Origin of the sequence: Streptomyces sp. SID9727 (assembly GCF_010550605.1) — a bacterium.
In the GTDB taxonomy this organism is placed as follows: Bacteria; Actinomycetota; Actinomycetes; order Streptomycetales; family Streptomycetaceae; genus Streptomyces.
Genome location: NZ_JAAGNI010000356.1, coordinates 1 through 20,172 on the forward strand (window position 1 = coordinate 1; position 20,172 = coordinate 20,172).

Annotated in this window: 13 protein-coding genes and 4 pseudogenes; 9 read left to right on the forward strand and 8 right to left on the reverse strand. The window is 70.1% G+C overall.

The window, feature by feature from the left end; translation table 11 throughout:
• Positions 1–335: 335 nt before the first annotated feature.
• Complete coding sequence (locus G3I41_RS24085; RefSeq protein WP_164398569.1) at positions 336–632, reverse strand: hypothetical protein; 297 nt, start codon at positions 630–632, stop codon at positions 336–338.
• A gap of 360 nt (positions 633–992) precedes the next feature.
• Here G3I41_RS24085 and G3I41_RS24090 point away from each other — a divergent pair, with 360 nt between their 5' ends.
• The 3 genes from G3I41_RS24090 to G3I41_RS24100 all read left to right on the forward strand — a co-directional run bounded on the left by G3I41_RS24090 (position 993) and on the right by G3I41_RS24100 (position 4,842).
• Positions 993–1,487 (forward strand): hypothetical protein, encoded by a 495-nt coding sequence (locus G3I41_RS24090; RefSeq protein WP_164402483.1) that lies wholly within the window; start codon positions 993–995, stop codon positions 1,485–1,487.
• On the forward strand, positions 1,436–4,186 hold the full coding sequence (locus G3I41_RS24095) for a DEAD/DEAH box helicase (protein WP_164402484.1): 2,751 nt from the start codon (positions 1,436–1,438) through the stop codon (positions 4,184–4,186). The genes G3I41_RS24090 and G3I41_RS24095 overlap by 52 nt, the downstream gene beginning before the upstream one ends.
• 308 nt (positions 4,187–4,494) lie before the next feature.
• The gene (locus G3I41_RS24100) at positions 4,495–4,842 is read left to right on the forward strand and encodes a hypothetical protein (RefSeq protein ID WP_164402485.1); all 348 of its coding nucleotides are present in this window, start codon (positions 4,495–4,497) and stop codon (positions 4,840–4,842) included.
• Positions 4,843–4,918: 76 nt separating this feature from the next.
• Here the strand turns inward: G3I41_RS24100 and G3I41_RS37000 are convergent.
• Together G3I41_RS37000 and G3I41_RS24110 are read right to left on the reverse strand one after the other, a co-directional pair.
• Positions 4,919–5,066 (reverse strand): annotated as a pseudogene (locus tag G3I41_RS37000) (IS3 family transposase); the annotation flags it as partial.
• 10 nt (positions 5,067–5,076) lie between these two features.
• A complete protein-coding gene (locus tag G3I41_RS24110) occupies positions 5,077–5,949 on the reverse strand; it encodes a helix-turn-helix transcriptional regulator (RefSeq protein ID WP_164402487.1) in 873 nt (290 codons plus the stop codon).
• Between the two features lie 189 nt (positions 5,950–6,138).
• Between G3I41_RS24110 and G3I41_RS24115 the strand changes: the two genes are divergently transcribed.
• The 4 genes and pseudogenes from G3I41_RS24115 (at position 6,139) to G3I41_RS24135 (ending at position 11,065) form a co-directional block, all read left to right on the forward strand.
• On the forward strand, positions 6,139–6,900 hold the full coding sequence (locus G3I41_RS24115; protein WP_164402488.1) for an SDR family NAD(P)-dependent oxidoreductase: 762 nt from the start codon (positions 6,139–6,141) through the stop codon (positions 6,898–6,900).
• 109 nt (positions 6,901–7,009) lie between these two features.
• On the forward strand, positions 7,010–7,831 hold the full coding sequence (locus tag G3I41_RS24120; protein ID WP_164402489.1) for an alpha/beta fold hydrolase: 822 nt from the start codon (positions 7,010–7,012) through the stop codon (positions 7,829–7,831).
• A gap of 592 nt (positions 7,832–8,423) precedes the next feature.
• Positions 8,424–9,666, forward strand: a pseudogene (locus G3I41_RS24125) (helicase associated domain-containing protein); the annotation flags it as partial.
• Positions 9,667–10,594: 928 nt separating this feature from the next.
• Entirely contained in the window at positions 10,595–11,065 is a 471-nt protein-coding gene (locus G3I41_RS24135; protein WP_203601589.1) for a hypothetical protein, read from the forward strand.
• Between the two features lie 475 nt (positions 11,066–11,540).
• Here the strand turns inward: G3I41_RS24135 and G3I41_RS24140 are convergent, their stop codons facing one another.
• Both G3I41_RS24140 and G3I41_RS37520 read right to left on the reverse strand, forming a co-directional pair.
• Positions 11,541–12,602, reverse strand: coding sequence for an ISL3 family transposase (locus tag G3I41_RS24140; protein ID WP_164402492.1), 1,062 nt, complete (start codon positions 12,600–12,602; stop codon positions 11,541–11,543).
• Between the two features lie 188 nt (positions 12,603–12,790).
• Positions 12,791–12,943, reverse strand: a pseudogene (locus tag G3I41_RS37520) (response regulator); the annotation flags it as partial.
• Positions 12,944–13,076: 133 nt separating this feature from the next.
• Between G3I41_RS37520 and G3I41_RS24150 the strand changes: the two are divergent.
• Positions 13,077–13,763 carry a response regulator transcription factor gene (locus G3I41_RS24150; protein WP_164402493.1) on the forward strand — a complete coding sequence of 229 codons (687 nt, stop codon included), beginning with the start codon at positions 13,077–13,079 and terminating at the stop codon, positions 13,761–13,763.
• Between the two features lie 3 nt (positions 13,764–13,766).
• On the opposite strand, the gene G3I41_RS24155 is transcribed toward G3I41_RS24150, so the two are convergent.
• Positions 13,767–15,497: a GAF domain-containing protein gene (locus G3I41_RS24155; protein ID WP_164402494.1), complete on the reverse strand. Its 1,731-nt coding sequence runs from the start codon at positions 15,495–15,497 to the stop codon at positions 13,767–13,769.
• A gap of 102 nt (positions 15,498–15,599) precedes the next feature.
• A complete protein-coding gene (locus tag G3I41_RS24160) occupies positions 15,600–16,460 on the reverse strand; it encodes a universal stress protein (RefSeq protein WP_164402495.1) in 861 nt (286 codons plus the stop codon).
• 269 nt (positions 16,461–16,729) lie between these two features.
• Here G3I41_RS24160 and G3I41_RS24165 point away from each other — a divergent pair.
• Positions 16,730–17,722: pseudogene (locus G3I41_RS24165) on the forward strand (nitroreductase); the annotation flags it as partial.
• A gap of 5 nt (positions 17,723–17,727) precedes the next feature.
• Here G3I41_RS24165 and G3I41_RS24170 read toward each other — a convergent pair.
• Positions 17,728–20,118, reverse strand: a complete 2,391-nt coding sequence (locus G3I41_RS24170) for a glycosyl hydrolase family 65 protein (protein WP_164402497.1) — start codon at positions 20,116–20,118, stop codon at positions 17,728–17,730.
• Positions 20,119–20,172: the final 54 nt, after the last annotated feature.

A 20,172-nucleotide genomic window follows, 5' to 3' on the forward strand; every position in this document is an offset into this window, starting at 1 on the left:
CCCGCGGAGCGGGTACCTCATCGCTGCGCGATGAGCAAGCGAAGCGCCGCGCTTCGCTTGGCGCGCCCTTTCCGCTTCGCTCCAAGGGCTGTGGTGCCGGCTCGCTTTGCTCCCCGCCCACGCTTCGCGTGGGGCGTTCTCTCCGCTTCGCTGCGTGAACGCAGTGAACGGGCCTCGCTTCGCGATGCCCTGACAGGCCGCCACTTCGTGGCGGCCTGTCAGGGGTTCCGCTTCGCTCCACCCCTGGCCCGTCCGCTTCGCTCCCGGGCCTGAAGCCCGCTTCGCGGGCGGCTGGCTACGGGGAAGGGTGCTGTGGGGACTCCTGTGATGGGTTTTCAGGCGTGGGCGTGACGGCTGGTGCCTGGCAGCTTGTGCGGGGCCGCGTGGTGTGCGGGGCGGCCAGTGGCGGGAATGGGCAGGCGCCGTTGGGCGAGGGTCGCTGTGGCGAGCAGTGCGGTGAAGACGGCCAGGAGAAGGACGGACACCCACATCTGACGGCTTCCCGGGGCCTGCCAGCCGGTCCAGAGGGCGGATACCGTCCAGAGCGGGACGGCTGCAGCGTAGAAGGAGCGGACGCGGCGCAGTTGCCGTGCGTTCCGCAGGAACTGGATACGTTCAGTCTTCGGTGCCATGCGGCACCGTGTACCCCCGATGCGTGATGCCGATCAGGGCTGGGCGGGGGCTTGGGCGAGGTCCTGTCGAGTGGGTGCACGCGTCTGCATCGTAAATGATGCAGCATGTAGCATTGGTGTAAAGCAGGGATATCCGGTAGCGGGGAACGGCTGCCCTCACCGGTAAGACCGATGGAGAGAAAAGGGCGCGATGGGTTCCGATGTGTCGAGGGCGAACCCCTTTCTTGAGGTGGAACCGACCGACCCGCGTCCGCCGTCGGCCAGGGGGCAGACTCCGCTACAGATGGCCCGAGCACTACGGGCACAAGCCGGCCACGCGGCTCCTCCAACGCTTCCTCGCTCCCACCCCGGGAAGTACACATGCCAGGTGATCACGGACCTTCACCCGCCGCCCTGGACTCCCCCTGCAATGACGCCTCGATCTACGTGAACGCCGTGGCCGCCACGCGGGTGGTGAGCCGGCTCCGGGACGCCCTTGCGCTGGAGGGCGCCGGTGCTGCAATGACCGTCGGCCCGGTATGCGTGACAGGGGAACCCAACGACTACGTCACAGGCCGGCGTGCCCATCCTTTCGACTTCCTTGAGTGGCCGACCGTGCTGGAATGCCAGGCCCCCGAGGGAGCGCCGGCCGAGGAAGTGGTGCAGGCCATCACTGCCGTACTCGAAGCACTGTGGCACGGTGGCTTCAAAGCCGTGGCCGCCTGCGACTTCGAAGAGGCACTGCCCGCACGCGGCGGCCTCGACAGGTACCCCATCCCCACAGCCGCCTCTGGCTCGGGCGGGGCCGGTGCATCCGTGAGCTCATGGTGGAAAAACCTGATTTCTCTCGGAAAAGGAAAGGATCGGATGCTGTGATCAGTCTCCGGGAACATCAGGTGACCCAGAAAACAGCTATTCGAGAATGGGTCCAATTCTTTGCAAGATCGCCAGTTCCCGCCGAGGGGGCGCGGGGCACACTGGTGTCCGCGACCGGGTCGGGCAAGACGATCACGGCCGCCGCGTGCGCGCTGGAGTCGTTCGCGGGCGGACGGATTCTCGTGACCGTGCCGACCCTGGACCTACTCGCCCAGACCGCCCAGGCGTGGCGGGCGGTGGGCCACCGGGCGCCGATGGTCGCGGTGTGCTCGCTGGAGAACGACCCGGTCCTGGGCGCGCTCGGGGTGCGGACGACCACGAACCCGGTCCAGCTCGCCCTGTGGGCCGGGCACGGACCCGTGGTCGTGTTCGCCACGTACGCCTCTCTCGTGGACCGCGAGGACATCGATGCACCCGAGAAGGCCCAGCGCAAGGTCCGCGGACCGCTGGAGGCTGCCCTGGCAGGCGGGGAGCGCCTGTACGGGCAGCGCATGGCGGGCTTCGACCTCGCGATCGTCGATGAGGCCCACGGAACCGCTGGTGATCTTGGCCGTCCGTGGGCGGCGATCCACGACAACCAGCGGATCCCGGCGGACTTCCGGCTCTACCTCACCGCGACCCCGCGCATCCTCGCCGCACCCCGGCCGCAGAAGGGCGCGGACGGTCGGGAGGTGGAGATCGCGACGATGTCGGACGCCCCGGACGGCACCTACGGCGCCTGGCTCGCAGAGCTCGGACTGTCGGAGGCCATCGAGCGCGAAATCCTTGCCGGATTCGAGATCGACGTCCTGGAAATCCGCGACCCCTCCCCCGTCCACGGCGAGACGGAAAAGGCCCGGCGCGGCCGGCGCCTCGCCTTGTTGCAGGCCGCGCTCCTGGAGCACGCCGCCGCGCACAACCTGCGCACCGTCATGACCTTCCACCAGAAGGTTGAAGAAGCCCGCGCGTTCGCGGACAAGCTCCCGCAGACCGCGGCCGAGCTGTACGCCAACGACGCCACCGACGACGACCTAGCCGCTGCTGACAAGCTCCCCGCGTCCTCGATCGACGCGGAGTTCTACGAGTTGGAAGCGGGCCGCCACGTACCGCCGGACCGGGTCTGGTCGGCATGGCTGTGCGGCGACCACCTCGTCACCGAGCGGCGCGAGGTCCTGCGGCAGTTCGCCAACGGCATCGACGCCATCGGACACCGCGTCCACCGCGCCTTCCTCGCCAGCTGCCGCGTCCTCGGCGAAGGCGTCGACATCACCGGCGAGCGCGGCGTCGACTCGATCTGCTTCGCCGACACCCGCGGCTCCCAAGTCGAGATCGTCCAGAACATCGGCCGGGCGCTCCGCCTCAACCGCGACGGCTCCACCAAGGTCGCCAGAATCATCGTCCCGATCTTCCTGGAACCCGGCGAGGACCCCACCGACATGGTCGCCTCTGCCAGCTTCCGCCCCTTGGTTGCCGTGCTCCAGGGCCTACGCTCGCACGACGCCCACCTCGTCGAGCAGCTCGCCTCCCGCGCCCTCACCAGCGGCAAGCGGCAGATCCACGTCCAACGCGACAAGAACGGACGGATCGTCGGGGCCGGCGAAGAAAGCGACGGCGAGGACCAGGAGCACGACGGCGGCAGCACTGACGCGGCAGCCGAGTCAGCGCTGCTGCACTTCTCCAGCCCCCGCGACGCGGCCACCATCTCCGCGTTCCTGCGCAACCGCGTCTACCGCCCCGAATCCCTGGTGTGGCTGCAGGGCTACCAAGCCCTGATCCGCTGGCGAGCGGACAACGAGATCACCGGCCTGCACGCCGTTCCCTACGACGTCGAGGTCGAGGTGGGGGTCACGAAGGACTTCCCGCTCGGCCGCTGGGTGCATCAACAGCGAAAATCCCGAAGGGCCGGGGAGCTCGACCCTCACCGCGAGGAGCTCCTCGACGCACCGGAGGCCGGGATGGTCTGGGAGCCCGGCGAGGAAGCCTGGGAGGCCAAACTCGCCGCGCTCCGCTCCTACCGGCAGGCCGTGGGGCATCTCGCGCCCCGGCAGGACGCGGTCTGGGACGACCCGGCCGGCTCCGGGACCGTGGCCATCGGCCAGATCATGGCCAACCTCCGCCGCAAGGGCACGAAAAACGGGCTCGGCAAGGACCCCGACCGGGCCGCGAAGCGGGCGGCGCAGCTCGCCGCGATCGACAAGGACTGGAACTGCCCTTGGCCGCTGGACTGGCAGCGGCACTACCGGGTCCTCGCCGACCTCGTCGACGCCGACGGGCACCTGCCCCACGTCGCCCCGGGCGTCATCTTCGAGGGTGACGACATCGGGCGGTGGCTCCAGCAGCAGAAGCAGCCAGCCACCTGGGCGCAGCTGACGCCCGAACAACGCGACCGGCTCACCAAGCTCGGCATTAAGGGCCCCGAGGCCCCGTCTCCCGACCCGACGGCACCCCGCACAACAAAGGGGCCAGGGCCAAGGAAGGCGGGAAGCAAAGCGCAGCAGGCGTTCCAGCGCGGCCTCACCGCCCTGGCCCAGTGGAGGGAGCAGGAAGGACAGCGGCCCGTCCCCCGCGGAGCCGTCGTCGAGATCACCGTCGACGGACAGAAGGAGCCGGTACCCATCCGGCTCGGCGTATGGCTCTCCAACACCCGCGCCCGACGCGACCGGCTGGATGCCGGACAGCTCGCCGCACTCTCCGACCTCGGCATGGCCTGGGCACGGTAGAAGACCGGCATGCCGTATGTACCTCCACGCGGAACAGTCGTCCAGCGCCAAAACCCGGGGCCCAGCCCACTTGCACAATTGTGTAAAAACGATCTTGGTGGTTGCGGGTGCTCACCAGCCGATCCTGCGTCCTCGACCGGCCGCAGGGAGGGCGGGCGTTGCCCGCTGCTGCAGTCCGCACGCAACGCATATGCCAACAGGAAAGCCCGAGGCCCGACATGATCCGTGTTCCTGGCATCCCAGAAGGTCGTCCCCCCCCTGCTGGAATTCTTCGTACTGCTCCCCTGGCGCAGGAGACCACGGCCTCATTGATCGGCCGTGTCGCCGCCTCCTACGGGCTGGAGACAGCGTCGCTGCGGCCCGGCTGGAAGTGGCGCAGCCAGCAGCCCAGACATGAGGGCGGGGCTCCTCGGGCCGATGCCGAAGTGCTGCTGAACGCCGGGGGCAGGCGGCTGCTGGCCCAGCTGTGCGGCGTCGACGAACACGTGCTGGCACGGGGATTGCCGTCCTGGAATCTGGAGGATGCCAGGCTGCCCGCCGAACAGGACGGGGCTCCGGCGGCGGTGTGGCGGATCGGAGGTGCGGCCGCCGGACCGGTGGCGTACGGCTGCCGTCTGTGCACGGCGCGGCGCACGGGGGGGCAGACCTACCGGTAGTGCGGTACATGCCGCTCTGATCCCGGGTGTGCATCCGGCACGGCAGGTGGCTCCTGGACGCGGACGCCGACCAGGCTGAACTGTCCGGGATCGTGGTGATGATCTTCTTTCCGCGGACGGGCACCGGTGACGCCGAGCTCGCGCATGGGGCGTTCGACCGTGCACCGGGCCACGATGTGGCCTTGGCGGTGCAGCTCACGCCAGACCTTCCTGGCCCCGCAGACAAGGTAGTCGTCAGCGTGTCTTCGGGCGCGGGGCGTCCGCCGGTCTGTCGTGTGCAGTACCGACGGACTCGGTGTGTGAGAGTACGGCAAGGAGCTGCAGTTTCTCGTCGCTGTCGCTGTCCTTGTCGGGGTAGTAGACGACGAGGATGACGTCGCCGATGGCGAGTTTGTCGCGGTGGAGCCGTAGTTCACCGACAACGGGGTGGTGGACGGTGGTCGTGCCTCCCTCGAGACTGCGGACGTCATGGCGGGCCCACAGGGTACGGAACCGCTGACTGGACAGTGCGAGTTCTCCGACGAGTTCGGTGAACCGGGGGTTGTCGGTGTCGTCCCCGATGGTGGTGCGAAGGGCGGCGATGAAATCGGCGGTGGCTTTCGTCCAGTCCTGGTGGAAGGCTCGTTCCTCAGGATCAAGGAGAAGAGAACGAAGCCGATTCTGGCCGGGCTGCAGGCGGGGGGAGAGCGCGACCGCCATGGGGTTGGAGGCCAGGACATCGAACGCGCGCCCTTCGACGAACGCGGGGATATGAAGGTGGGCGAGCAGTTCGCGTACGCGCGCCGGTACGTGCTCGGGCCGCTTGCGCCGCGGCGCCCTGGGGCGTGCCGCCGCGAGGCCGAGCAGATACGTCCGCTCGATGCCGTCGAGCTGCAGGACCCGCGCAAGCGATTCAAGGACCTGTGGTGAGGGGTTCTTGTCACGGCCCCGTTCCAGGCGAAGGTAGTAGTCGGGACTGATTCCGGCGAGCAGGGCGACTTCCTCACGGCGCAGGCCGGGCACGCGGCGGTTGCCCCCGGGCGGGAGTCCTGCCTGCGCCGGGGAGACCAGCTCACGCCTGGCACGAAGGTAGCTGCCGAGCCGGTTGCCGGGTTCCTCTTCCTTCATACCGACACCGTAACGCGGTGCGCGTGTCCCAGAGGGGGCCCTGGCAGGACCAGGGAAGACGGGGGCCCTGCCACACCCGGCGAATGCCGTCAAGACTGCGATAGCACCGTTCTGAACGAGACAGAGAGCCGCACAGCCTGCGCCGCGGGCCTGAACGCCGGCGGCGCTCTGGACTGAAGGGAAGACCTCGTGGATCTCTCCAACCGCACCGTTCTCATCGTCGGCGGAACCTCGGGTATCGGGCGAGAGCTGGCCCGGCGGTTCGCTGCGGCAGGCAGCACCGTGGCCGTTGGCGGTCGCAGCCCTAAGGCACTCTCGGAACTTGCCGGAGAAGACTTCGGCACGATCAGCATCGACGTCACCGACAGTGCTTCCGTCACAGCTGCCCGTGACGCCGCGCTCGCCCGGTACCCCGAGCTGGACACCGTGGTGACCATGTCGGGAGTCATGCTGCTGGAGGACCTGCGCGACCCCGCGCACTTCGAGGCGGCAGCGACGACGATCGACACCAACCTGCTCGGCACGATCCGAGTCGTCGACGCCTTCACCCCCCACCTGGTCCGGCGGGGTACCGGCACCTTCATGACCGTCACCTCCGGCATCGCTTTCCTGCCGTTCCCGCCCATGCCCAGCTACGCCGCCTCGAAGGCCGCGGTGCACGCCTACTCCGAGGCACTGCGCGCGCAACTCGACGGCACCGGTGTTGGCGTCGTCGAGCTCGTCCCCCCGGCCGTCGCCACGGCAGGACAGGAAAAGGTGAACCCGCACGCGCTGCCGCTCAACGACTTCGCCACCGAGGTCATGCACCTGCTCTCGCAGGACCCCACCCCCCACGAAATCCTCGTGAAGGGCGTCCTCGTGCACCGCTGGGCCGAGCGCGACGGCACCTACGACGAGCTCGTCGCACAGCGATCCCGAGCTCTGGCCATGCTCCCAAGCCGCCAAGGCTGACACCCCTCCCCTCCCGATCGACGGCCTCCTCACTCATTGCCGCTACTGAGGCATCGAGGCATGCTCCGCGTGGAAGGTGGTGCTCATGAGGCAGGAGAGGAGAGCAGCGATGGACTGGTCACTGGACGAGGGATTCGAGACACCCGGAGGAGTGGTCCGGTGGGGGGCCTTGGGCAGCGGCGAGCCACTCGTACTGGTGCACGGTACGCCGTACTCCTCCCTTCTGTGGCGAGACATCGCTCCCGCGCTCGCCCGTACCCGCAAGGTCTTCTTCTTCGACCATCTCGGCTTCGGCCAGTCCGAGCAGCGCGAGGGCCAGGACCTGAGCCTGGCGGCCCATTCGGAGAACTTCGCCCGGCTCCTCGACCACTGGGGGCTGTCGCGCCCCAGCGTGGTGGCTCATGACATCGGCGGGGCGGTGGCGCTACGGACCCTGCTGCTGGAGAGGAGGAGCTACCGGGACCTGACCCTCTTCGACGCGGTGAGCGGAGGCCCCTGGGAGCGAGGGCTCTTCCGGCTCTTCCTGGAGCACAAGGAGGTCTTCAAGCAGCTTCCGGGCTACGCGCACGAAGCGTTGGTCGCCGCCCACCTGCGTCACGCCACGCACATCGGGTTCCGGCCGGGGATTCTCGACGCCTTTCTCGCACCGTGGCGGGGGGAGGAGGGGCAGGCGGCGTTCTACCGTCAGTACAGCCAGATCAGGCAGGCGGACACGGCCGTGTACGAGCAGTTGCTGAACAGCATCTCGATTCCGGTGCGGATCGTCTGGGGCCGCGAGGACCGCATCCTCCCCCCGCAGTACGCCGCGTGGCTGCACGAACGGGTTCCACAGGCGGAGCTGCACTGGATCCAGAGCGCCGGCCATCTCCTGCAGGAGGATGCCCCCGCGCGGCTGCTGGCCTGCCTGACAGCTGAGTTCGCCCCGGCTTGAGCTGTGTGACCGCTGATCGGGTGGCCCACGGACACCGCGAGGACAGTACACCTTCTCCTCCTCGAGAGTGCAGGACTCGATCGCGTTGTCGATGTCGTCCGTCCGTTGGACAGTGGGCTCCAGCCAGTCATGAGGGTCGACGTCACTGTCCAGGGTGGAGCTGCTGCGGGCGGCGCCGCTCCCGCACTGCCGAGGCCGGGCAGCGTGGTGAACACGGCTCCGTCGAGCCGGCGGCCGCCTGCTCCGCGTCCAGGTTGGGGGGCAGGTTGTCGTAGAACAGACGTGCTGTTTCTGTGGCTGTGCCGTCGGTTACGCGCCACAGGGTGTGGTCGGCAGTTCGCCAACGGCATCAACGCCACCGGCCACCGGGTCCACCGCGCCTTCCTCGCCAGCTGCCGCGTCCTCGGAGAGGGGGATCCGATCCCCGGGGGCGAGGGTGCGGCCGTACCAACCGGGCCGCGGAACGGCAGGTGGCAGGCCACCGTTGTCCCCCAGCCGCCCGCCAGCGCGATCGAGGTTGTTCCGCCTGACGGAGACTGGCCGCTTCCGTCACTCCGCCGGGTGCGGGCAGCACCAGTAATGGCCGTAGTTGAAGGATCCGACCGACATGGTCCCCTCTTCTTCATATGCCGGACTGGTCGCTGTACTCCAGGGCCTGCGCTCGCACGATGATCGCCTCGTCGAGCAGCTGGCCTCCCGCGCACTCACGAGTGGCCAGCGCACCATCCACGTCCAGCGCGACGAGGACGGGCAGATCGTCGGGGGCGGCGCAAGCGACGTCGACGGTGAGGGCCAGGAGCACGACGGCGCCGACGCGGCAGCCGAGTCCGCGCTGCTGCACTTCTCCAGCCCCCGCGACGCGGCCGCCATCTCCGCGTTCCTGCGCAACCGCGTCTACCGCCCCGAGTCCCTGGTGTGGCTGCAGGGCTACCAAGCCCTGATCCGCTGGCGAGCGGAGAACGAGATCACCGGCGTCTACGCCGTCCCGTACGACGTCGAGGTCGAGGTGGGAGTCACGAAGGACTTCCCGCTTGGGCGGTGGGTGCACCAGCAGAGAAAGGCACTGCGGGCCGGGGAGCTGGAGGAACGGCGCAAAACCCTCCTGGACGCGCCGGAAGCCGGGATGGTCTGGGAGCCCGGCGAAAAAGCCTGGGAGAACAAACTCGCCATGCTCCGCTCCTACCGGCGGACCATGGGACACCTCGCGCCCCGTGCGGTGTGGGGCGAGGGCGAAGCCAATGGTGCCCATCGGCCAGCACCTCGCCAACCTCCGACGGAAGGGCGGCCTCGGCAAGGACCCGGACCGGGCTGAGGAGCGCGCGCAGCAGCTGGCGGCGTTCGATGAGGACTGGGATTGCGCGTGGCCGCTGGACTGGCAGCGGCACTACCGCGTACTCGCCGACCTCGTCGACGCCGACGGCCACCCGGTGACCATCGAACCAGGCGTCGTCTTCGAGGGCGACGACATCGGACGGTGGCTACAGCGGCAGAAGAACCCGGGCGCCTGGGCACACCTGTCGACCGAGCAGAAGGAACGACTGACCAAGCTGGGCGTGGAGCCCGCCGAACGACCCGCCCCCGTCCCAGCAGCCGAGGGCGCTGGGACGGCGTCATCCTTCCAGCGCGGTCTGGCAGCCCTGGCTCAGTACTCTGCGCGGGAAGGAAGAACTGTTGTCGGAAGTGCGCACGTTGAAAAGCTGCCGGACGGTTCGCTGATCAGGCTGGGTGTGTTTCTGAGCAACCACAAGGCCAGACGTGACCGCCTGGATGCTCAGCAGCGAGCAGCCTTCGCCGAGCTCGGCTACGCCTGGGCAGCAGATCCCGAACACGGCTGATGGCGGTCGCGCGCCCCCGTGGTCACGGACGCCCGGGCAAACCGGCGGACGGGCCTGCGGCTGGCGCGCCCGGTTGGCTTGTTATGCCCATTACCGGATGAGCCGATAAGCGTTTGGCCCTGTGTGCGAAACGTGGAGTGGGATGCGACAGGAGCGGGGCCGGGCGATATCGGGGCCGTGGACGTGCGGTTCATGGCTGCGGGCGGCACGACGGAGTGTTCGCCGTGGTCCGCGGCGGCCGCCGAAGTGCCCTTCGAGCAGTGTCCGCCCCTGAAGCCCTTTCCTGTCCGCAAGGGCAAGCGCACGGCGCCGGGATGGTGGTGGGCGGCGACCACCGGACGGCTGGTGCACTACGGCTCCGGGCCGATGCGGCTGCATGTGATGCTGCTCGACCGCGACCCACGCGTGACGTATCTGGCCAGCCAGCCACTGGAACTGCGATGGCGGGAGCGGGACGAGGTGCGTACGCATGTCCCGCAGATGATGCTTCGGCTCGCTGACGGCCAGGGGGTGTTGGCGGACTGCCTCGCCGGCGAGGAGCTTTCGCCACGGCAGCGGTCCCTGGCAGCGGTGCTCGGCGAAGTGTGTGCTGCAGTGGGCTGGCGGTACTGGGTGCTGGGGCCGGTCGATCCGGTGTACCGGCGCAACGTGGCCTGCTGGCCGGGTACCGGCATCCGCGGTACTACGGGGGACAGCAGCTGGCGGCGGCGTTGGGGGAGTCGTTCGCCGGGCGTACGCCGCTGTGGGAGGGAGTGCGCAGGACCGCCGGGGATCCGATGGTGGTCCTTCCTGCGCTGTTCCATGCGCTGTGGGCGGAGCGGCTGTCTGCCGCTCGTAGACGTCCGACAGGGCGGGGCAGGCACCGCACCGCGCTGATATCGGAGGCGCACAGGCCCAAGAGAGTGTCACAGTCACTGCCGTGGCCTTGATGAACGTGCTCGTCGACTTCGCCCGAACCGGCCGGATCGGCCCTCTTCACTGCGGGATGCTCCTGACCGAGGCTGAAGACCTCCTCGGCCCAGGGCGCCCGCACCCCGCCCACATCATGAAGGGGCCCGATATCGACGGCTACCCCTACTCCTGGAACGGGCTGCAGCTCGTGGTCACGCAGCGCGCCGTGAGCGGAATCTGGATCAACCTCTGGCCTGGTTCGACCGCCAAACTCCCGCCGCTCGTCCTGCCCGATTCCGAGTCATCCCAGGCCACCGTGCTCCGCGAGGAACTAGTCACTGCCCTCGACACCGCCGGCTGCCACCACGAGGTCAACCCTGTCCTGACCTTCGACGAGCAGTCGAGCATCCTCACCCAGCCCGCCGAGGTCTGCGCTGTCTTCAGCCTGCCTGGCCGGGACCACCGCGTTCCGCACTACCTCGACGTGATGCACATGCACACGGCTTGACATCGCTGATTCCACAAAATGATCCGGTTGACGTGGCCCTCGACGACGCCCGAGCTCCAGGGCAGGGTCATGCCTGCGGTGACGGCGGCAAGGTCTCGTTCCAGGCCGTTGGCGAAGCTGTGGAGGCTCGGTAGGGCGCGGACCGCTTGGATCCATTGCGGGAGCTGGTCCCCTTGGAGCTGGGTGATCATCTTTCCGAACGCGCGGACGTGACCGGTGAGCGCGTCCAATTCAGGGCAGCGTGCGAGCACTGACTTCAGCTTGAGCCGGTTGTTCTCTGGCTGGGTGTCAGGGCGAGTCAGGATCCACCCGGCCACGGTCCGCGGTGACGGCGGTCGGGCTGCCGGAGCGGTCGGGGTAGTGCGGAGCGGGCGGAGGTGGGCGCGGCCGGCTCCGTAGCCGCCGCGGTAGCCGTGCGTCTTGATCTCTTCCCAGAGGGTCCAGGCATTCGTGCAACCCTCGGCCCACCGCTCGTTCAGGTACGGCTTGAAGTCGTCGAGCTTGGTCCTGCGGTTCTGCCACTGCCCCTGCCCCTGGACAGCTCTTCCGGCCTCGTGGCGTCGGACAGCCGTTGGACGGTGCGGTAGGTCGTGCCGAACTGTCGCTGGATCGAGCGTCTGCTGTGGCCGCCGGCCAGTAGCGCGTGGACGGTGGCGTGCTTGGCGCGGGTGCGGTCGGCGAATCGGTGCCCGGTGGGCCATGGCGACCCGCTCTCGGCCTGTTCCGGAGCCGGAGTCTTCTCCGGCGCCGACTCGGCGAAGGTCGCACGCAGGCATGCGCGATGGCCGGAGACGCACCGCTCGGCCGCTTCGCCGAGGTTGCGCCAGAGGTGGAATCGGTCGGCGACCTGTACCGCGGTAGGCGCGCCCATGCTGGCGCCCTCGGCGAAGAACGGGGCGCGGTCGCGGCAGACGACCTCGATGCTCGGGTGCTCGGCCAGCCAGGCCGCGACAGTGCCTGCCTCGCGATCCGGCAGGAGGTCTACCGGTCTGCGGGTCTCGACGTCGACCAGCACGGTCCCGTAGATACGGCCCTTGCGCATCGCGTATTCGTCGAGGCCGACCACACGCGGGACCTGTGGCTGGGGTTCCGGGAGAGCGTTGACCAACCGCAGGAGCGTGTTCCGGCTAACCCTCGCTCCGAAGACGTCGGCCAGCCGGGCACCGGCGCGACCGGCCAGGGCGAGGCCGGCCTCGGCCAGCGCCGACCGCATTCGTTCGGTTCGCTGGCTGTGTCGGCGGGTCAGGCCCGTGACCTGCTCGACGAACGTCCGCCGCTCGCACGAGGCGTCCTCGCACGTGAACCGCCGGACCCGCAGCCGCAGCACCACCCGCCGCCCTGCCACGGGAAGATCGGCGGGAAACCGCAGGTAGGAACCGTGCACCCGCCCCGACAAGCTCCCGCACCCCGGGCAGCGAGCCTCGGCCGTCAGGGGTCTGACACCGACCCGGATCACGTCATCCTGCACCGACACCACCCCGATCTCCGAAGTCGACAGGGAGAGCAACTCTTCCAACTGGAGCAGTACCTCGCGCACAGCCCAGAACCATCACCGTCGCCAGCCATTTCCGGACGATCTCGGAAAACGCACTGGAAAGATCAACCGTTACAGGGAGTAGGCGCACCACAGAAGTTGGACCGGAACCACTACTGCTCGATAAAGCCATTCCAGGCCGCCTCTCAGCAAGCCAGGTCAGATGTCACCTATCCGTGCAGCACTCCCCCCTCCTCCAGGCTGTACGGCTTGGTGACGTAGTCGTCACCCCCGGCGGCGATCCCGGCGATCCGATCGTCCACCTCGTCGCGAGCGGTCAGAAACAGCACGCACGGGCCGGGATCCGTCTGTCTCAGGGAACGCAGGACCTGCAGCCCTTCGACGACATGGTCCGCAACCGTGCCCCATCGCCTGTACAGATCAGATCCGGTCGAGGCCCCACCGGTGTGCAGAAGGCGCGCGATGGCGGACAATTCTGGTGAAGGGTGGGTGCATCCGTCGAGCAGAGAGGCCATCATGTCCGGTCCGCCGGCATCCGGAGCGCCGACGCGGGTCTTCCTGGTGGACGACCACGAAGTCGTACGCCGGGGGCTGCGCGACCTGATCGATGACGAGCCCGACATGGAAGTGGCGGGAGAGGCCGCGACGGCGGAGCAGGGTCTCACCAGAGGGCTGGCCCTGCGGCCCGATGTGGCGGTCCTCGATGTGCGCCTGCCCGACGGTGACGGGATCGGGGTGTGCCGGGAACTGCGCTCCGGGCTGCCGGGGCTGGCCTGTCTGATGCTCACCTCTTTCGACGACGAGGACGCGCTGCTCGACGCCATCATGGCGGGGGCGGCGGGATACGTGCTGAAGCAGATCAACGGGTCCGATCTGGTGTCGGCGATCCGCACGGTGGCGACGGGACAGTCGATGCTCGATCCGGCGACCACGGCCCGGCTGATGCGTTCGCTGCGGGAGCCCGAGGAGCGGAAGTCCCCGGAGGACGAGCGGCTCGCGGGGCTCTCGGAGCGGGAGCACTCCGTTCTGGAGCTGATCGGCGAGGGGCTCACCAACCGGCAGATCGCACAGCGGCTGTACCTCTCGGAGAAGACGGTCAAGAACCACATCTCCCGGCTTCTGGGGAAGCTGGGCGTGGAGCGGCGTGTCCAGGCCGCGGTCATCGCCGCGCATGTGCACGAGAACGATGCCGAGTCCGGATAGCCGTCAGTTCGCCGTCTCTTCCAGGGGGACCCACCACGTGAGTGTCGTCCCGTGCCCGGGTGGCTGCCGGGTGTGCGCGTCGAGGCCGCCGCCCAGCCGCTCCGCGCGCTCGCTCAGGTTGCGCAGGCCGCTTCGTCTGCCGCCGTTGCGCATGCCCACCCCGTCGTCACCCACCGTGACGGTCAAGGCGCCGCCGTGCGCGACGACCGCCACCTCCGCGGCCCGGGCCTTCGCGTGACGGGCCACGTTGGTCAGCGCTTCGGTCACCACCGCGATCGCCTCGTCGCCCACACCGGCCGGTACTTCGGTGTCCAGCAGTCCCTCCATGCGCAGCGCGGGTGCGAAGCCGAGCGTCGGAGCGGCGGCGTCGACCGCACCGACGACGCGGCTTCTGAGCTTGGGATCGGTTCCGGGCTCGGAGTGCTCGCGGAGGCCGAAGATGGTCGAGCGGATGATCTTGATGGTGGTGTCGAGGTCATCGATGGCGCGGGTCACGCGGTCCCTGGCCACCGGATGCTCCACGAAACGCCGGGCGCTCTGCAGCGTCATGCCGGTGGCGAAGAGGCGCTGGATCGCGAGGTCGTGCAGGTCCCGGGCGATACGGTCGCGGTCCTCCAGCAGGCTCACCTGCTCGGCGTCACGACGCCGTTCGGCCAGTTCCAGGGCCAGGGCCGCCGATCCGGTGAAGGCGGGCAGCGCGGCGATCTCGGTGCTGGTGAAGGCGGGCCGCCCCCTGCGCCGCAGCAGGATGAGCACACCGCTCAGCCGGTCCTTCGTACCCACAGTCGCGGCGATCGCCGGGCCGAAGCCCGTCCAGCGCTCGGGCTGGACCGTGATCCGTTCGTCCCGTTCGATGTCCGCGAGGAGGACGAGCCCGCCCGCGGCGAGTGCTGCGGCTGCCAGGGTGCCCTCGATGCTGGGCAGCACGACCTCCCGGTGCCGGCCGGCGCCCTCGCCGCTCGCCATCGACCCGCGCAGCGAACCGTCGGTGCCGACCAGGTAGTACACGCCCAGGTCGGCCTCGGCGATGTCCACGGCCCGGTCGAGCATGCCATCGAGGACTTCCCGCTCCCGTGAGCCGGAGAGCAGCGCGCTGGTGAAGTCGGCACCGGCGGCGAGCCAGAGCTGGCGTAGGCGCCCCTGCTCGTACAGCCGGGCGTTCTCGATCGCGATTCCGGCGGCGACGGCCAGCGTCGTCACCACGGCCTCGTCCTCGTCGTCGAAGCTGCCCCGGCGCTTCTCCGTAAGGTAGAGGTTGCCGAACACCTCGTCCCTGACCCGGATCGGTACGCCGAGGAACGAGTGCATCGGCGGGTGGTGGGGCGGAAAGCCGTACGAGGCGGGGTGGTCGGCCAGCTCGTCCAGGCTCAGTGGTTCGGGGTGCCGGATGAGCTCTCCGAGGATGCCGTGGCCGGAGGGCAGCGCGCCGATCCGCTCGTGGAGTTCGTCATCGATGCCGGTGGTGAGGAACTGGGAGAGCCGCTGGTCGTCGCCGATGACGCCGAGGGCGCCGTATTCCGCGTCGACGAGCGTCACGGCGGATTCCACGATGGTGCGCAGGACCTGGGAGAGGTCGAGATCCTGGCCGACCGACATGACGGCTTTCAGCAGTTCGCCAAGCTTTTCCCGGGTGCTGCGGACCTCGTCCAGCCGTTCCTGGAGTTCACCCAGGAGTTCATCGAGTCCCAGGCGCGGAGACCGTGCTCCGCCGCTTCGGGTCTCCTCCGGACCCATCGGCACCTCCGGCTGCGTCAGACCTGGCGAGCGCCGGTCCCGTCCGTCCCGTTTCACCGTAGCCCCGATGCCTCGCGCCTTCCTGTCGGACCAGGGCGGGGGTCACCGGGCCGGGACGGTGACGACCGGGCAGCGGGCGCGGTGCAGGAGGCCGTGGACGACGGAGCCGACTCGCATGCCGGTATAGCCGCCCCGGCCCCGGCGGCCGACGACCAGGGCGAGGGCGTGCTCGCCCGCCTCCGCCAGGATCTCGACGGGCGAGCCGACGCGGACCTCGTGCGTCAGCCGGAGACCGGGGTACTTCTCGGCCCAGCCCGCGGTGATCTCCGAGAGCTGTCTGCGCTCGGCCTCGAACATGGTGTCGCTGGAGCGGAGGGAGAAGACGGGGGGCTGCCAGACCGCGACGGCGTGCAGCTCCGCCCGGCGGAGGTCCGCCTCCTGGGCGGCGAACGCGAGGGCCGCGAGGGAGGACTCGCTGCCGTCGACACCGACGACGAGATACGGCGGCTCCTGGGTGCTGTGCTCGGCCTCGCCCACCACCACGACCGGGCAGCGGGCCTGTGCGGTGACGGGGACGACCAGCGTGCCCGCGCTGAGGTATTCCTCGGTCCGGCTGAGATGCCGGGAGCCGAGTACGACCATGGCCGCGTCCTGCGCGAGGCGCGCCATGACCTGCGCCGGGAAGCCATCGACCACCGACGTGGCGATCCCGGTGCCCGGCCGCCGCTCCCGGGCCCAGTCCGCCGCGGCGCTCACGGCGTCCTTGCCCTCCAGGGCCCGGGCCATGTGCCGGGGGGTGTCGTCCACGTGGTGGGTGTCGTGCTGCGGGGGCACGGCCACGACCAGCCGAAGGGCCCGGTGGCGCCGGTGGGCCTCGTCGGCCGCCCAGGCCACGGTGAGGCGCCAGTCCCTCGACGGATCGATGCCGACGACGATCTCACGGTGTTCCGTCGTGCTGCTCATGATCCGCTCCTGTCCCGGGGACGAGGCCCGTCACGGCCGCCTTGCTTCGGTCTCCCTCCACCGTGGCACCCGGGACGCGGCGCCCGAAGGGCCGCCCAGGGGCGGGACCGGGGCCAAACGTCCCAACGCCCCCCGGCAGACGAGCCCGACCGGCCCGCGGCGTGGCCCGTACGGCCCTCGCCGCCCGCTCGCGGGTTCGGGGACCGTGGTGATACGGGCACACGTGCCTACCTCCTCGCACAGGCCGGCCCCGGCACCGTGGTCGGCGGACAGGACAAGCCGTGACCGCCAACGCTCTCAACCGGACCCTCGTGGCGTCGCTGGTCGAGGACGCGACCCTCGCTCCGTCCATGCACAACGCACAACCGTGGCGGTTCGTCCACCGGACGGCCACGGACACCGTCGAGCTCCACGGTGACCGGGCACGGGAGATGCCGCGCGCCGATCCGGACCGCCGGGCCCTCCACCTGGGCTGCGGCGCGGCCCTGTTCGGTCTGCGGGTGGCTGCCGCACACCGGGATCTGGATGCGGAGGCGGAACTGCTGCCCGCGCCGGACGACCCCTGGCACCTCGCTGACGTACACCTGTCCGCCCCCGCCGGTTGGACGGAGCTCGCCGCGCTCCATCCGGCGCTCCGGAAGCGGCACACCAGCCGCTTCCCGTTCACGGAGGAGCCCGTGCCAGCCGAGATCATGGCGGGGCTGAGGGCCGCCGCGGCCCGTGAGGGCTGCCGCCTGGACGTCCCCGGTGACTGGTTCACCGACGCCCTCATGGAGCTCGTACGCGACGCTGAGCGGCTGGAGGCCGCCGACCCGCTGGTGCGCGCGGAGGTCGCCGCGTGGACGCATACGGAGGGCGAGGACGCGGGGGTGCAGGGGATACCCGCGTACGCTTTCGGCCCCCGGCAGCTCGACGTGACCTCGCCGGTGCGGGATTTCGAGCCTCCGCGCCGGGGTCCTTCGCGTGCCTCCGCCCGCTTCGAGAGGCGTCCCGGGTTCGCCCTGCTCGGTACGCGGGAGGATGCGCCCCGTGACTGGCTGGACGCGGGGCAGGCCCTGCACCGGGTGTTGTTGCAGGCCACGTCGGACGGCCTGTCCACGTCGCTCATGTCCCAGCCGCTGGAGTGGCCCGAGCTGCGTGCGCTGTCGCGGGACCCGCGTTCGGCGTCGGGCTTCGTCCAGATGCTGCTGCGGCTGGGGTACGGTCCGCGCGGGCGGGCGACCCCGCGGCGGCCGGTCTCCGACGTCCTGTCCTTCGTCTGAGACGTTCACAGCAGGAACCAGCGCTCCTCCCCCGGTGCGACGCAGACCTTCCGCCCGTCGGGGAGCAGGACGGGGACGGGGCCCCGGGGCGACTCGGGTACGCGGACGGCGAGCCGTCCGGGCAGGACGCGGACCCGGACCCCCCGGTGGCCCTGGAAGCAGATCGTGAAGGAGAACCGGGGGATCTGCGCCAGGGGCACGGGCATGACCCGCAGCCCTTGGGGTCCGGCCTCCAGGCCGGTGATGCCGCGCTCGACCAGGTCGACCGTCCCCGCCATGGCCCCGAGGTGGATGCCCTCGCCGGTGGTGCCGCCCTGGAGGTCGGCCACGTCCCCGAGCAGGGCCTCCTCGCAGTAGCGCCAGGCGTCCGCCCCCTTGTTCCGCGTGCTCAGCCAGCCGTGGACGAGACTGCTGAGCGTCGAACCGTGGCTGGTGCGGCGCAGGTGGTACGCCTCGGTCGCACGCCAGGAGTCGTCATCCAGCCGGTAGCCGAGCCGGGCAAACAGCTCGTGCAGTTCCCGGGGCCGGAAGAGGTAGCCGAGCATGAGGGTGTCGGCCTGTTTGGTGGCCTGGTAGCGATTGACGGTGTCGCCCTCGGCCTCCAGGATGCGGTCGAGCCGGCGGATGTCCCCGTAGCGGGCCCGGTAGCCGTCCCAGTCCAGTTCCTCCAGGTCCCCGTAGCCCTCGAACTGGCTGATCACCCCGTGGTGGAACGGAATGTACAGATGACGCGAGACGTCCTCCCACCGCGTCAGTTCCGCGCCGTCCAGGGACAGTTGACCCGCCAGTTCGGCGCGCCGCGCGGATGACAGTTCGGCCAGGAGATCGAGACCGCGGGCGAGGACCCAGGCCGCGGTGGCGTTCGTGTACGCGTTGTCGTCAATGCCCGGCACGGCCGCTCCGGGGTAGGCGTCGTGGTATTCGTCGGGGCCGACCACGCCCCGGATGCGGTATCCGCGCAGCTCCGGGTCGTACCGGGCGGCGCCCGCCCAGTAGCGGGCCACCTCCAGGAGGATCTCGGCCCCCGCCGAGTGGAGGAAGGCGCGGTCGCCGGTGGTCTGCGCGTACCGCCACACGTCGTGGGCGACGGCAGAGCCGACGTGCCGCTGGAGCCGTGAGTGGTCGGGCAGCCATCGCCCGGAGCGCGGATTGAGGTGTAGCTCCTGGGTCTCCTCCCGCCCGGAACCGGCGCTCTGCCACGGGTAGACGGCGCCGCGGGCCCCGATGTCGCGGGCCGTCGCGCGCGCGGCGGGGAGCCGGCGGTGGCGGTACATCAGCAGCGCCTTCGCCACCTCGGGGAAGTGCAGGTTCAGGTAGGGCAGGACGAACAGCTCGTCCCAGAAGACGTGGCCCCGGTACGCCTCGCCGTGCAGCCCCCTGGCGGGGACGCCGGCGTCGAGGTCGGCGGTGTGCGGGGACAGAGTCTGGAGTACGTGGAAGACGTGCAGGCGCAGGATGCGGCCGGCCTCGCCCGGTACGTGGAGCTCACCCTGTTCCCAGCGACGCCGCCAGGCCGCCTTGTGCGTGGCCAAGAGGCGGGGGAAGGCGGCGGCGCGGGCGGCCGCTGCGCATGCCTCCGCGCGCGGGTCGCCGGCCGGGCGGTCGGCCGAGGTGCGCAGCACCAGGGTCTTCACGAGGCTCACCGCGTGACGCGGGGCGACGGGCAGGCGGTAGGTCTGCACGGGGGCGGTCGGTGTGGCCGTCCGCGCGGCGGGCACAGGGGGTGTGGTGACCGTGCGGACCGCCAGGGCGAGGCGGGTGCCGGGGTCGTGGGTGCGGCAGGTCAGCCAGGCGGTGCCGCCGAGTTCGAAGCCGCTGCGGTGGCCGGTGAGATGGCGGCCCTCCAGATTCCGGTACCGGTCCACTCCGGCGTTGGTGACCGCCCCGTCGAGGACGGACTCCACCTCGATGCTGCCGCGCCATCCGTAGGCCCGGAAGGTGCTGCGCTGGGCGGCCAGGTAGGGGTCTCCCATGTGCACGATCCGGGTATGGACGACGCGCAGCGAGCGTCCCTCGGCGTCCCGGAAGAACAGCTGCCGGGTGAGTGTGCCGGTGCGCAGATCCAGCCGCACGTGGTGGTGGCGCAGGTCCGTGGAGTCGGGGGTCAGCCAGTTGCCGGGCGGCCCGTCGTCCGGGAGGCAGCGGTAGCGCACCACCGTCCAGTTGGGAAGGTTGACCATGTCCTCGTTCGTTACCGTGCGGCCCGCGACGGCCGAGCCGCGCCGGTCGTAGCAGCCGGCGAGGTAGGTGCCCGGGTAGTGGACGCGTCCGGCGGGGCATTCGGGTGCGGAGCCCCGGGTGGCGAACCGCCCGTTGCCGAGTGCGCACAACGACTCGACCAGCCGCTCGCGTTCGGGGTCGTAGCGGTCGTAGCCCCATGTCCACCCGGTGCTCACCGTTGCTCGCTCCAGACGTTCCGCATCATGGCCGGAAGGCCGGGGACGACCGGG

Excerpts from the sequence above, each read along its gene's own strand:
- G3I41_RS24090 (WP_164402483.1), top strand. The coding sequence starts at position 993 with ATGCCAGGTGATCACGGACCTTCACCCGCCGCCCTGGACTCCCCCTGC.
- G3I41_RS24085 (WP_164398569.1), bottom strand. The coding sequence starts at position 632 with ATGGCACCGAAGACTGAACGTATCCAGTTCCTGCGGAACGCACGGCAA.
- G3I41_RS24150 (WP_164402493.1), top strand. The coding sequence starts at position 13,077 with ATGTCCGGTCCGCCGGCATCCGGAGCGCCGACGCGGGTCTTCCTGGTG.
- G3I41_RS24135 (WP_203601589.1), top strand. The coding sequence starts at position 10,595 with ATGAACGTGCTCGTCGACTTCGCCCGAACCGGCCGGATCGGCCCTCTT.
- G3I41_RS24160 (WP_164402495.1), bottom strand. The coding sequence starts at position 16,460 with ATGAGCAGCACGACGGAACACCGTGAGATCGTCGTCGGCATCGATCCG.
- G3I41_RS24155 (WP_164402494.1), bottom strand. The coding sequence starts at position 15,497 with ATGGGTCCGGAGGAGACCCGAAGCGGCGGAGCACGGTCTCCGCGCCTG.
- G3I41_RS24095 (WP_164402484.1), top strand. The coding sequence starts at position 1,436 with ATGGTGGAAAAACCTGATTTCTCTCGGAAAAGGAAAGGATCGGATGCT.
- G3I41_RS24110 (WP_164402487.1), bottom strand. The coding sequence starts at position 5,949 with ATGAAGGAAGAGGAACCCGGCAACCGGCTCGGCAGCTACCTTCGTGCC.
- G3I41_RS24120 (WP_164402489.1), top strand. The coding sequence starts at position 7,010 with ATGGACTGGTCACTGGACGAGGGATTCGAGACACCCGGAGGAGTGGTC.